The sequence below is a fragment of the Bittarella massiliensis (ex Durand et al. 2017) genome (assembly GCF_001486165.1).
Lineage (GTDB): Bacteria > Bacillota > Clostridia > Oscillospirales > Ruminococcaceae > Bittarella > Bittarella massiliensis.
In genome coordinates, this window is the sequence record NZ_LN908977.1 from 570,534 (window position 1) to 583,371 (window position 12,838).

Below are 12,838 nucleotides of genomic sequence, written 5' to 3' on the forward strand. Positions count from 1 at the left end.
AAAAGGGAAAAAGGGCCCCGGCGCATTCGGCGCCGGGGCCCTTTTTGGGCTGTGGGGGCGGGTCAACTGTTTTTCATGACCACCGTCTCGACGATGTCCGCCACGTGTTCGCAGGCGTCGCAGCAGCTCTCCAGTTGGTCGTAGAGCGCGCTCCAGGCCAGCAGGGCGGCCGGTTCGGCCGCCTCGGTGTAGAGCGAGCGCACCGCCTGGGTGTAGAGCTGGTCGCCCTCCCCCTCCAACTCGTTGACGGCGACGATCTTTTGGTAGAGGGTGGGAGACTTGCGGAAGTGCCGGAACTCCTTCACGACCTCTTCCAGGGCCTGGCAGCAGCGGCCGACGAGTTCGCCGAAGCGCACCGCCTGGGGGAGGACGGCGGAGATGTTGTACATGTAGGCGCGCAGGGCGACCTCTTCGATGTTGTCGGTGACGTTGTCGATCTCCTGCGCCAGGGCGGTGATGTCCTCCCGCTCGATGGGGGTGATGAACTCGTGGAGGAGTTTCTCCATCATCTCGTGCTTGACCAAGTCGGCCCGGTGCTCCACCTGGTGGAGCGAGGCCAGCTGGTCCTGCAGCGCGGCGGGGTCAAAGTCGGCGAGGATGGCCTGCAGCAGCCCGGCGGCCTCGGTGCAGTGGGCCACCTGGCGGCAGAGCAGTTCAAAATAGTCGTTTTCTCTCTTGTGGGCCATGGAAAGTCCCTCCTTTTTGGTTTCGCGCAGTGGCGCGGTCAGAAGATCCAGATAAAGAGCTTGGCCATCAGGTAGCCGATGAGGCCACAGCCAGGGAAGGTGAGCACCCAGGTGAGGAGCATCTCCTTGACGACCCCCCAGTTGACCGAGGAGAGCCGCTTGGCGGCCCCCACCCCCATGATGGCGGTGGTCTTGGTGTGGGTGGTGCTCACCGGCACCCCGGTCAGGGAGGAGAGGAGCAGGCAGCCTGCGCCGGCCAGGTCGGCGGCAAAGCCCTGGTATTTTTCCAGTTTGACCATGTCCATCCCCACGGCCTTGATGATCCGCATCCCGCCGATGGAGGTGCCCAGCGCCATCACCAGGGAGCAGAGGACCATCATCCAGAGGGGGATCTGAAAGCTCTGCGCGTCCCCCTGGCCGCCGGCCAAAAAGATGCCCAGCATGAAGATGCCCATGAACTTCTGCCCGTCCTGTGCGCCGTGCATAAAGGCCATGGCGGCCCCGCCGCCGATTTGGGCCCAGCGAAAGGGCTCCAGGGTCTTTTGGCGGTCGGCGCGGCGAAAGAGGAACTCGATGGCCTTGGTGCACAGCCACCCCAGGGCAAAGCCCAGCAGGGTGGAGAGGACCAGCCCGTAGAGGACCTTGACCCACTCGCCGCCGTTGATCCCCGACAGCCCCCCGTGCAGGGCGATGGCCGCCCCCGAGAGCCCGGCGATGAGGGCGTGGCTCTCGCTGGTGGGGATGCCGAAGGCCCAGGCCGCCGTCGCCCAGGTGACGATGGCAAAGAGGGCGGCGCAGAGGGCGATGAGGGCCTGGTGGGGGTCGCCGCCGAAATCCACCATCTTGTAGATGGTCTGGGCCACGGTGGCGTTGAGGGCGGTCATCACCAGCACCCCCAAAAAGTTGAAGGCGGCCGCCATCCAGATGGCGTGGCGGGGTTTGATGGAGCGGGTGGAGACGCAGGTGGCGATGGCGTTGGGGGCGTCGGTCCAGCCGTTGACCAGAATGACCCCCAGGGTGAGCAGGACGGTGATGAGCAGGGGCGGACTGGTGACGAGCTGCTGCAAAAAGGCGGAGAGGGAGACGGTCATAAAAGGGGCCTCCTTTGGCGGATCATCGAAATCGGTTTTCTCTTTTTTGGGGAAAAACCGGCCGTTGAGATGGCACCATCAATATAGCATCGGCCCACGGGGGCGGCAATCGGAATGTAAAAAACAGGAGATGTTTGTGTAAAATCGACAAGGGGGTGTGCACAGGGTCGGGTTTTCTTTGACAACATCCATCAGCTTTGAGGATGGGACGATAACGGGGACTTTACACAGACCTTACAAAAGGGTAAAAAATGGTGTCAAAAGGGTTAAAATCGGCCCGCCGTCCGGGACAGGAAAGGGGGGATCCGGTATACTGAAATTGGAAAGGATGACGGACCCGACGACTTTGCAAGGAGGGACGACAATGAGACACTTGAGAGCGATGGGCGGGGTGCTGTTGGCGGCCGCCCTTCTCCTGGCGGGGTGCGAGCCGCCCCCTTCCGGCACGCCGGAGGAGGATGCCCTGCGCGCCGAGAGGTTCCCCGAGAAAGTCAGCGCCGAGTGGGTGGAGGCCACCTACTTGGAGCCCTACGGCCGGATGCTCTGCGGCCTGCAGGGGGACTGGACCTCGCCCGAGCAGTTGAAGGCGGACGAGGTGCTCGCCTGGAGCTTTTACTACCCCCAGTACCCCGATGCCGGCCGGGAGCCGGAAGGGGAGAAGTACGGCGAGGGTATATACAGCCAGGAGCCCTACGGCTATCTCTTTTCCCAGGAGGAGGTGGAGGCCTATACTGCCCAGCGCTTTGGGATGACGGCGGAGCAGACGAGGACGGCGTTTTCCTACCTGCCGGCAAGAGGGGCCTATGCCATCCTCCCCTACGACAAGACCGAGCAGTATGTGACCGCCCTGGACCGATTCGACATCCGGGGGGACACCATCGACATCGAGTTCTTCATTTTTAAGAGCCAGGACGGCACGCCCCAGGGCAAAAAGAGGTTGACGGCCCGGGTCGCGGAGGACGGCGGCTTTCGGTATCTCTCCTGCGTGGAAATCGACGACTAGACGAAAAGAGAGCGGGCTGTCTTGCCATAAGACAGCCCGCTCTCTTTTATTGGCGGATGGCCGGTCACTCCTCCCGGTTGAGGGAGCTCTCCAGGGTGCTGGAGGAGACGATGCCCTTGGTGGCGTCCAGCTTGACGGTGGTGCCGCTCTTGAGGGTCTCGGTGCAGCCCGCGGCGTCGATGAGGACGGGGATGTCCAGCGCCGAGCCGACGATGCCGGTGTAGCAGTCGTCGAACTTCTCCTCGGTGATGATGCCGGAGGCCATCTTCAGCAGGTGGAGGATTTTGGGGGAGGTCTCGGGGATGACCAGGATGTCGTCCTGTTTGAACTTCTGCAGGGCCTCGTCCTCGTCCTTGCAGACGCAGAGGTTGCCCACCACCTTGCCGTCGCTGATGCCCTTGCCGGAAATCAGCACGTCGCCCACGATGTGCACCTTGAGCAGGTTGGTGGTGCCCGATTGGCGCAGCGGGGTGCCGGCGGTGATGACCACCAGGTCGCCGTCGCGCACCAGCCCGGCGTCCTTGGCGGCCTCCACCGCCAGCTCAAAGAGGTCGTCCAGGTCGTCGCACTCGGGCAGCAGCAGGGGGGTGACCCCCCAGGAGAGGTTCATCTGCCGGCAGACGGTGCCGGTGACCGAGCAGCCGATCACCGGGATGGAGGAGCGGTACTTGCTGACCATCCGGGCGGTGGTGCCGGAGTTGGTGACCACGATGATGGCCTTGGCCTCCAGGTCGTAGGCCGAGGTGCAGGCCGCGTGGGAGATGGCGTCGGTGATGTTGAGCTTGTCGGAGATGGCCCGGGCGCGGAAGCGGTTGTCGTAGCGGATGTCCTCCTCCGCCCGGCAGGCGATGCGGGCCATGGTCTTGACCGCCTCCACCGGGTAGTTGCCGGCGGCGGTCTCCCCCGAGAGCATGATGGCGCTGGTGCCGTCGTAGATGGCGTTGGCCACGTCGGTGGCCTCGGCGCGGGTGGGGCGGGGGTTTTGCATCATCGAGTCGAGCATCTGGGTGGCGGTGATGACCTGTTTGCCCGCGTTGTAGCACTTTTTGATGAGCATCTTTTGGATGACCGGGATCTCTTCCAGGGGGATCTCGACCCCCATGTCGCCCCGGGCCACCATGATGCCGTCGGACACCCGCAGGATGTCGTCGATGTTGGCGACCCCCTCGGCGTTTTCGATCTTGGAGATGATCTTGATGCTCTTGCAGCGGTGTTTGTCCAGCAGCTTGCGGATCTGCAGCACGTCGTCGGCCGAGCGGACAAAGGAGGCGGCAATGAAGTCGAACCCGGCGCGGATGCCGAACTCGATGTCGTCGGCGTCCTGTTCGGACATATAGGGCATGCGCAGGCTGACGCCGGGGAGGTTGATGCCCTTGTGATCGCCCACCGGGCCGTCGTTCTGCACGGCGCAGGCGATGTCGGTGGCGTCGGTGGAGAGGACCCGCAGCTCCACCTTGCCGTCGTCGATGAGGACGGTGTCGCCCGGCTTCAAATCCCCCGGCAGCCCCTGGTAGGTGACCGAGACGATGTTCTCATCCCCCTCCACCTCCCGGGTGGTGAGGACGAAGTTCTGCCCCTTTTTCAGCTCGACCGGCCCGGATCTGAAGCACTTGGTGCGCACCTCGGGGCCGCGGGTGTCCAGCATGGTGGCGATGGGCAGGTTGAGCAGCTCCCGCAGGGCCACCAGCTTTTCGAGCCGCTTGGCGTGCTCCTCGTGGCTGCCGTGGGAGAAGTTGACCCGGGCCACGTCCATTCCGGCCTTGATCATATTTTCCAATACGCCCTCCCGGTCGGTGGCCGGGCCCAGGGTACAGATGATTTTTGTCTTTCTCAAAGTGCATCGCTCCTATCTCTCTGGTGATGGTGGCAATCTGCTTGTTATTATAGTACCCCGCAAACAAAAAGGAAAGCGCTTTCTTTTTGTTTTTGGCGGCGGAGGGCGGGGAAGATGAGGAAACGATTTGACAAAAGAGCGTTTTTTGCAAGGGGAAGGGGAGCCGTTTTCCCCTGCGGGGGACGGGAGAAAAAAGTGCGGTACAAAGACCGTTTGCCGGGCATTTTTTGTTGACTTGTGAAACCTTCACTGCTATTATGAGGAATAACGGCCTGTGATGAGAACTGGGATTTTTGGAGGGGTAAAACAAGATGTGGCTCAAACAGCTTTACAATGACAAACTGGGGAATATGACCGTTAAACAGGTGCTGGTCAAGACGATTTTGATGTTTATCGCGGCGGCGGTCTCGGCCTTCGGCGTGGGGCTGTTTATCTGCAGCGGCCTGGGCAGCGACCCCATCTCCGTCTGGCTGGACGGGCTGGACCACACCTTTCACTTCGGCATCGGCATGGCCTCGACCATCAACAACAACGTCACCCTGGTGGTGGCCATCCTCTTTGCCTTCAAGTACATCAACGTGGGGACGGTCATCAACTCCGTCTTCTTCTCGGTTGCCCTGGGCCTCTACGAACCCTTTATGCGCAGCTTTATCGCCGCGCACAACAACCTCTGGGTGCGCAGCGCCTACATCGCCCTGGGCCTTGTCTTCATGATCTTGGGGCTGGCGCTGGTGGTCTCTCTCCGCTTTGGATTCGGCAACACCGACTCCATCCTCTTTCGCATCATGGACAAACACCCGACCTTTCAGTACCGCTTTATGAAGATCGCCCTGGACGGCTGCTACATCATCGCCGGGTTCCTGATGGGCGGGGTGGTCAGCGTGGGCACCATCATCGCCTTTGTCCTCACCGGCCCTGGGATCAGCGCCTGTGTGCCGGTCATCGACAAGCTCATCCTCACCCCGCTGGGGGTCGGCGACCACCACAACCGCGAGATGAACAAGCGCTCTAAAGAGGCCGAGGTCATCGAGGTGCCGGTGGAAGAGGCGGCGGAAGTTTTGAAAAGCGAAGACTAGAAGCGATCCCTCCCGGGTGGACCGGGAGGGATTTTTTGTCGCCGTGTGGCCATTCGTGTCAATCCTCGGCCGGGAGGGGTACGGATTTGAAAAGCGGGGCGGAGCGAAGGGGCGGGGCGCCCCTCCGGCCGTTTCGCGGCGGGGGGAGGGCTGCGTCTTAGACACATCTAGATGTGTATAAGAGCACGACCAAATAGAGCTGGTTATTTTCTGGAAAAAAGGGAACAAAATATGACCGTGAAGCCTCACTACGGCAGTGTTGCTCTCTGGTGACGGTCGGGGGTGTGAGCAGTGAACGTGGAAGATGGGAGGGGGGGGTGGTGGCGGGAGAGCGGGTGTAGACGGGTTGTTGACAGGTGTGTGAAGGTCATATGGTTCCGGGAGGGTGGGTGGGATAGTGTTTATAATTAACACAAAGTGTAGAATAGAAAAGAGAGGGGGAGGGGACGCTGAAAAAAGAAGGGGGCGGCCCCTTGACAAAGGGGGAGCAGTTCTCTATAATGAACATTGTTCATGTTGGAGGTGGTGCAGTGCATCCGGCGGTGACTTCTAGAGAGGCCATTTTGGCTGTCAGCAGAGAATCGATCATGAAAAAGGGTTGGACGGCCCTCAACATTCGCTCGGTGGCTGCCGCCTGCGGCATATCTGTCGGTTCGGTCTACAACTACTTTGGCTCCAAGTCCGGTCTGGTGGCCGCGACCGTCGAGAGCATCTGGGGCGATATTTTCCGGCTGCCGGAACAGGGGGAGGGCTTTGAGGACTTTTTGTCCTGCATCCGCTGGATCTACGGGCGGATCGGGTGGGGAAACCAGACCTATCCCGGCTTTTTCGCGCTGCACGCCATGCGTTTTTGGGGAGAGGAAAAGGCCGAGGCCAAGCGGCTGATGGCCCGGACTTGGCGGCACATGCAGGAGCACCTGAAGGCGGTTTTGGAGGGCGATAGACAGGTGCGCCCCGACGCCTTTGACGAGACCTTCACCCGCGACCAGTTCGTAGAGCTGGTTTTCTCCATGATCCTGGCGGCCCTGTTGCAGGAGAGCGACGGGCAGGCGGCCGCCCTGGAAGTGATCAGACGGGCCATTTACTGACACAAAAGCTCCCCGGTACGGCGGGGTTTTTTTGAGGGTCAATGTGAACATTGTTCATAATGGAAAGTGGGCGGCATTTGAGGGGGAAGGACCCCGCCGTCGGTTTTCGCCTGGGCCATACCGGGGCGCGCCCTTGTTGACGCTGTTTGAGAGCGATCTGCTCTTGAAATAGAATCTTTATAGCCGAAAGGAAGAGGTATTTTGCAGGCAATCATTGAGACGATTTTTGATGTGGTGTATCTGACCCTGGTCGTGACCGTGGGGATCGCCATGGCAATCAAGAGCGGGGGGGAGAAGCAGTATCGACTGTTTGGCGTCATGGCCATTGTGCTGGGGGCGGGGGACTCGTTTCACCTTGTCCCCCGCATGATTGCCCTCTGCACCACGGGGCTCGACCAATTTACCGTGGCCCTGGGGGTTGGAAAATGGGTGACCTCCATCACCATGACCGTCTTTTACGTCCTTCTCTACTACGTCTGGCGCAACCGCTACCACATTGTGGGAAGGAGGGGAACGACGGCCGCCGTCTACCTCCTGGCCGGGGCGCGGATCGCCCTCTGCCTGTTCCCGCAAAACGGGTGGCTGAGCGCCTCGGCCCCCCTGTCCTGGGGGATCTACCGCAATCTCCCCTTTGCGGCGCTGGGTCTCCTCGTCATCGCACTGTTTTACCGCAGCGCAAAAGAGGCGGGGGACAGGGCGTTTCGCTGGATGTGGCTGACCATCGTCTTGAGCTTTGGCTTTTACATCCCGGTGGTTTTGTGGGCCGATGCCGTGCCCGCCATCGGGATGTTGATGATCCCCAAGACCTGCGCCTACGTATGGACCGTCCTCATCGGCTACCGGGCCATGAAAGAGGGACGGCAGGCCGACTGACAGGAGGTGTCCCCGCTGCGCGCCCGCCTTTTTGAAGGGCCCTCTTCGCTTGGGCCGGTGCGCGGAGGGGAGCGGCGGCGAGGGGATGGAAGGGGCCGAAACCCGCTGTTTTTCACAGCGTGGCCCTGCTGCAGCCACTGCTTCCCCTTCTTTGGACCCCGGGCGCGCTGGCCGGGAGGGGAGCCGCTGCGAGCTTCCGGGGCACTGGAATTTCTGTTGGGCCTGGGTGCATACCTGGGTGGGCGGCGGCCCCCGGTACAAGGCCCCCTTTGGCGGCCCCTGGTGGGGCCGCCTTTTCCTGTTCGCCGCTGGACGGGGTGACCAATAAAATGAGGTCTATCCCCTGGCCGGGGAGGACTGCCGAGGCAATCGTCATGCCCGGTGGAAAGGGGGAGGGCGGTTGGCAAGGGAGGGGGGAGCCTGCGGTAGCCGCTCTTTTTAAGGGCTCTGCGTTGAGAGGGACACTGGGGGTCCCATTCACGGGCCGTGGGGCGCCGGCAATCCAGCTTCCATGCGCACCAGTGCACATTGGGCCGGGCGGCATTCCTCCCCTTTTTTGGCGGCCTTGGTGGGCCGCTTTTTTCTGTTTATCACAGGATGGGGGAGTGCAAAAACGCGGTTTGTTCTCTGGCGGGGAGGTGTGTTGCATGTGCGCGCTTCAGCGGGGGAAGGGGAAACCATCGCCTTTCGGCGTGGGGAGGGGATGCCTGCCGCGCAGGGAGGGGGTATCTGTTGTGTCCGGCGGGAGGGGGCTGTCGCACGCGGCAGAGGAGAGATGTATCCGTTTGCCCAACAAGGGGAAGGGGGGCCGCTGTATATGATAGGGAGAAGAGGTATCCGCCTGCCGCGTACGAAGGGGGAAAGGCATCTGCTGCGTTCGGCAGGGAGGGGGCCCACCGCACACGGCTGGGAAGGGGTGCGCTCGTTTGCCCAACAAGGGGAAGGGGAGCATTGTGCACAGTAGGGGGGAAGGTATCCGTCTGCCGCGCAGGGAGGGGGAGAGGCATCGGTTGCGCCCGGCAAGGAGTGTGGGCCCGCCGCACACGGCAGGGGAGAGGTGCGCCCGTTTGCCCAACAGGGGGACATTGTGCACGGCAGGGGGGAAAGGGATCTGTTGTGCACAGAAGGGAGAGGGAGCCACCGCGTGCGCACGAAAGGAGAAAGGGATCCCCGCTATACTCGGCGGAGAGAGAAGAGTGCCCGCCGCTTCCGACGGGGGGAGCGGCGGCTGAGAGGGAGGAGAGGCTGATCAGGCCCGGCAGGGTGCAGAGGAACGGGAGGCCCATCACACTGGGCGGAAGGAGGGGCGGTTGCGCCCGGCAGAGGGGGGCCGCCGCGCCTGGTAAGGGGGGCGAAGGGAGCGGGGGGAAATCGCCAACAAAAAGAGAGTGATTTTATGTATTTTGTAAAAGCGTTTTCTTAAAGGGGATGAACAAACTCGAAATTCTTTGAAGAAAGAGGGCAACTTTTGCAATATGCCTTGTTTTGGCAGCTTTGCCGTGCTAAAATGAAACCATCATCCAAATCTTTTGGCAAAGGAGAAATAAGCGATATGGCAAAAAGAGCATTTTTGATCGTGCTGGACAGCTTCGGCATCGGCGAGGAGCCGGATGCTGACAAATTCGGCGATGTCGGCGCCAACACCCTTGGCTCCATCTCCAAGTCCCCCAACTTCAACACCCCCAACCTGAAAAAATTGGGGATGTTCAATATCGAGGGTGTCACCTGCGGCGAGAAGGAGGCCGCCCCTGTGGGTAGCTTTGCCCGCCTGCGCGAGCGCTCCAACGGCAAGGACACCACCATCGGTCACTGGGAGATCGCCGGCGTGACCTCCGCCGACCCCCTGCCCACCTACCCCGACGGCTTCCCCCGCGAGGTGCTGGACCCGTTTGAGGAGCAGACCGGCCGCAAGGTCGTCTGCAACAAGCCCTACTCGGGCACCCAGGTGCTGGACGACTACGGCGAGCACCACATGAAGACCGGCGATTTGATCGTCTACACCTCTGCCGACAGCGTGTTCCAGGTGGCCGCCCACGAGGACATCGTCCCGGTGGAAGAGCTCTACCGCTACTGCGAGATCGCCCGGAACATCCTCAAGGGCAAACACGCCGTGGGCCGGGTCATCGCCCGCCCCTTTGTCGGGGAGCCGGGGGCCTTTAAGCGCACCTCCCGCCGCCACGACTTCTCCATCAAGCCCCCCCGCAAGACCGTCCTCGACTACATCAAAGAGAGCGGCAAGGAGTGCATCTCCATCGGCAAGATCTTCGACATCTTCGCCGAGCAGGGGCTGACCGAGTCCAACCGCACCGTCAGCAACGACGACGGCATGGACAAACTGATGCAGATGCAGGGCCGCGACTTTGACGGCCTGTGCTTCCTGAACCTGGTGGACTTCGACATGGCTTACGGCCACCGCCGCAACGTGGACGCCTACGCCCAGGCGGCCACCGATTTCGACGGCCAGATCGCCGCGTTCATGGAGGGGATGCGCCCGGACGACCTGCTGATCATCACCGCCGACCACGGCTGTGACCCGGCTTACACCAAGCACACCGACCACACCCGCGAGTACGTGCCCATGCTGGCCTACGGCCCCTCTGTGAAGGCGGGTGTCGACCTGGGTACCCGCTACGGCTTCTGCGACATTGCCGCCACCGTTGCCGAGCACCTGGGCGTCAAGGCCGATGTCGAGGGCAACAGCTTCCTGTCCGAGATCAGCAAATAGGCAAAAACACCACCTGAGTTATAAACTCCTCTGCGGTGTCTCACACTGCAGGGGAGTTTTTGCAGGCGGGGGGAGGAAAAAACGTGAGTGATAAAGTCAAGGGGTACCTGCGGCGGACGCTGGTCATGCTCCCGGCGGTGCCGCTGATGGCGCTGGGGATCTCCCTTTGCGTCTTTGGCAACCTGGGCAGCGACCCCTTTACCGCCTTTCAGCAGGGGATCGGCAACCTGAGCGGCCTCCAGGTGGGGGATGTGTCGATGATCTGCAACGTCTCCATCGTCGTGGCCTTTATCTTCATCGACCGCAAGATGGTCAATGTGGGCTCTGTCATCTTTGCCTTTTGCACCGGGCCCTGCATCAACTTCTTCAACGGGGTCATCCGCTCGATTGCGGGGGCCGAGTTTGCCACCGGCTGGGTGGCCTATCTCTACCCGGTCATCGGCAACCTGCTCATCACCCTGGCCCTGGCCTACTACCTGCCCATCGACCTGGGCATTCAGGCGCTGGACATGCTCTCCCTCACGGTGGGGGAGCGGATGCTCAAAAAGACCTACGGCGTCGGCCTCTACATCGTCTACGCCGTCATGTTTGCCCTGGCGCTTTTGATGAAGGCGCCCTGGGGCTTTGGCACCCTGGTGAGCATCCTCCTGGTGGGCAAGGGGGTCGACCTCCTCAAGCCGCGGCTGACCCCCATGGTCTACAAGCTGGCGGGGATGGCTCCCCCCCAGGTCTACGCGGTGGAGGAAGAGGGGCAGTAGCCCTTTTCAGTTGGACTTTACTTTACCCCCAGATGGGGCGGTGGGAGCGGCTTTGCTCCCACCGCCCCCTTTTTGTGCCCGCCGCTCCGGAGGCGAATGGTGGGGTGTGGGATGTCACGGCCGCTTTGCAGCCGTGATGCCGGGGATGGCCGGGCAGATGGGAGATGCGCAAACGCCGTTTGTCCCCTGCCCGACGGCCGATACCGCTGCGCGCGTTGCGCGCTTGTGGTATAATGGTCGGAGAGAACGAGTGTGTGGAGGGAAACGAGATGGGCATTCGACTGATCGTCACCGATTTGGACGGCACCCTGTTGGGGGACGACCACAAGGGGGTCTCCCGCCGGGACAGGGAGGCGCTGGCGCTGGCCCGGGACAGGGGGGCGGTGGTGGCCATCGCCAGCGGGCGCACCTGGCAGGCCCTGGCCGACGCGGCGGAGCAGATCGCCGTGGCCCAGTACGCCATCCTCTCCAACGGGGCGGCCCTGCGGCGGGCGGACACCGGCGAAGTGGAGCCGGTGCGGGAAATCCTGCCCGGCTGCTGGGAGCCGGTGGTTCGGCTGCTCTGGCGGCGGGGCGGGGTGTTTGAACTCTACGCCGGGGGCCGCAGCTACATAGAGGAGGGCGACTTTCTGCGGCTGGGGGAGTGCGGCCTTTCGCCCGGCTTTTTGGAGGACCTGCGCTCCTACAACACCCCCTCCCAAGGGGTGTGGCAGCAACTCAGGGGGCGGCCGATCGAGAAGATCAACGGCCTCTACCTGCCGGAGGGGGCCCAGGAGGAGGTGCAGGCGGTCATCGCCCAGACCGCGGGGCTGGTGCGCACCTCCTCTATCCCTGGCAGTTTGGAGCTCAATGCCACCGGCTGCAACAAGGGGGTGGCATTGCAGGCCCTCTGCGCCGAGCTGGGCATCGCCCCGGAGGAGACCATGGCCTTTGGCGACGCCGACAACGACCTGGAGATGCTCCGCTTTGCCCACTGGTCCTTTGCCATGGAAAACGGCTCTGCTGAGGCCAAAGAGGCGGCCCGGTACCGCACCGCCTCCAACGCCGAGAGCGGCGTTTCCCAGGCAATATTGCGGCATCTGGACGAAATCGGCGCCCGCTAGGGCAGCCGAAAGGGAGGGGCGCCGTCTTTTCAGGCAGAATTCCCCTCTGTTCTGCCCAGGGGGCACCTGGGCGGTGAGGAAAATCCCCACAAAAGGGGGAAGAGGCGGTCGGCCACGGCGGCGGACGGGCTACCCCTCTGCGCGACTCGCGGGTGTTGCAAACCCCCGACCAGCTGGCGGTTCTGCCGTTGGCGTGGGCGGCGACGGCGGGGAGGTGGTTACCACCCTGCGCTCCTCGGAGGGCCCCTCCACCGCCGACCACGCCTTTTTACAGGAGATGCAGCAGGGGGGCCGACGAGATGGATGGGCCGGAGAGAGGCCATCTGCCCCCGCTGCGGCAAGAACCTCTGCGTTTCCCCACCGTGAGAAAAATTGAGAGACAGGCGGCTCCCCAAGGAGCCGCCTGTTTTTTGTAGAAGAAATCCCCAATTGTGCCGGGGCCTTTGGAAAAGCGCTGGCGATGGGGAGGGAGTGGACATTCCCTTTGACGCAGTGAAAGCGCGGCCGGCCAGCGGTGCAAAAGGAGGACGGCAGAAGGGGGAAGGATGGCTTGGCGCGTATCGGTTGGAACTGCAACTATCCCATCCCCTTTGCGCCAAAA

General features: G+C 62.4%; 10 protein-coding genes. 7 read left to right on the forward strand and 3 right to left on the reverse strand.

What is annotated here, in order from left to right:
• Positions 1-62: 62 nt before the first annotated feature.
• Positions 63-686 (reverse strand): DUF47 domain-containing protein, encoded by a 624-nt coding sequence (locus BN3266_RS09635; RefSeq protein WP_021658924.1) that lies wholly within the window; start codon positions 684-686, stop codon positions 63-65.
• A 38-nt stretch (positions 687-724) separates the two neighbouring features.
• Positions 725-1,777 carry an inorganic phosphate transporter gene (locus BN3266_RS09640; RefSeq protein ID WP_059004986.1) on the reverse strand — a complete coding sequence of 351 codons (1,053 nt, stop codon included), beginning with the start codon at positions 1,775-1,777 and terminating at the stop codon, positions 725-727.
• A 364-nt stretch (positions 1,778-2,141) separates the two neighbouring features.
• Between BN3266_RS09640 and BN3266_RS09645 the strand changes: the two genes are divergently transcribed.
• Positions 2,142-2,780: a hypothetical protein gene (locus BN3266_RS09645; protein WP_154669053.1), complete on the forward strand. Its 639-nt coding sequence runs from the start codon at positions 2,142-2,144 to the stop codon at positions 2,778-2,780.
• Positions 2,781-2,844: 64 nt separating this feature from the next.
• On the opposite strand, the gene pyk is transcribed toward BN3266_RS09645, so the two are convergent.
• Positions 2,845-4,614 carry a pyruvate kinase gene (gene pyk / locus BN3266_RS09650; RefSeq protein ID WP_059004988.1) on the reverse strand — a complete coding sequence of 590 codons (1,770 nt, stop codon included), beginning with the start codon at positions 4,612-4,614 and terminating at the stop codon, positions 2,845-2,847.
• 311 nt (positions 4,615-4,925) lie between these two features.
• On the opposite strand from pyk, the gene BN3266_RS09655 reads away from it, so the two are divergent.
• From BN3266_RS09655 to BN3266_RS09680, 6 genes are all read left to right on the forward strand, one after another.
• Positions 4,926-5,690: a YczE/YyaS/YitT family protein gene (locus tag BN3266_RS09655; protein WP_059004989.1), complete on the forward strand. Its 765-nt coding sequence runs from the start codon at positions 4,926-4,928 to the stop codon at positions 5,688-5,690.
• 500 nt (positions 5,691-6,190) lie between these two features.
• On the forward strand, positions 6,191-6,778 hold the full coding sequence (locus BN3266_RS09660; RefSeq protein ID WP_059005571.1) for a TetR/AcrR family transcriptional regulator: 588 nt from the start codon (positions 6,191-6,193) through the stop codon (positions 6,776-6,778).
• 201 nt (positions 6,779-6,979) lie between these two features.
• Positions 6,980-7,651 carry a hypothetical protein gene (locus BN3266_RS09665; RefSeq protein WP_059004990.1) on the forward strand — a complete coding sequence of 224 codons (672 nt, stop codon included), beginning with the start codon at positions 6,980-6,982 and terminating at the stop codon, positions 7,649-7,651.
• Between the two features lie 1,552 nt (positions 7,652-9,203).
• Entirely contained in the window at positions 9,204-10,376 is a 1,173-nt protein-coding gene (locus BN3266_RS09670; protein ID WP_021658935.1) for a phosphopentomutase, read from the forward strand.
• An 83-nt stretch (positions 10,377-10,459) separates the two neighbouring features.
• Entirely contained in the window at positions 10,460-11,134 is a 675-nt protein-coding gene (locus BN3266_RS09675) for a YczE/YyaS/YitT family protein (protein WP_059004991.1), read from the forward strand.
• Positions 11,135-11,403: 269 nt separating this feature from the next.
• On the forward strand, positions 11,404-12,237 hold the full coding sequence (locus tag BN3266_RS09680) for a Cof-type HAD-IIB family hydrolase (protein ID WP_075109783.1): 834 nt from the start codon (positions 11,404-11,406) through the stop codon (positions 12,235-12,237).
• Positions 12,238-12,838 lie beyond the last annotated feature (601 nt).

Excerpts from the sequence above, each read along its gene's own strand:
- BN3266_RS09635 (WP_021658924.1), bottom strand. The coding sequence starts at position 686 with ATGGCCCACAAGAGAGAAAACGACTATTTTGAACTGCTCTGCCGCCAG.
- BN3266_RS09640 (WP_059004986.1), bottom strand. The coding sequence starts at position 1,777 with ATGACCGTCTCCCTCTCCGCCTTTTTGCAGCAGCTCGTCACCAGTCCG.
- BN3266_RS09645 (WP_154669053.1), top strand. The coding sequence starts at position 2,142 with ATGAGACACTTGAGAGCGATGGGCGGGGTGCTGTTGGCGGCCGCCCTT.
- BN3266_RS09655 (WP_059004989.1), top strand. The coding sequence starts at position 4,926 with ATGTGGCTCAAACAGCTTTACAATGACAAACTGGGGAATATGACCGTT.
- BN3266_RS09660 (WP_059005571.1), top strand. The coding sequence starts at position 6,191 with ATGAACATTGTTCATGTTGGAGGTGGTGCAGTGCATCCGGCGGTGACT.
- BN3266_RS09670 (WP_021658935.1), top strand. The coding sequence starts at position 9,204 with ATGGCAAAAAGAGCATTTTTGATCGTGCTGGACAGCTTCGGCATCGGC.
- BN3266_RS09680 (WP_075109783.1), top strand. The coding sequence starts at position 11,404 with ATGGGCATTCGACTGATCGTCACCGATTTGGACGGCACCCTGTTGGGG.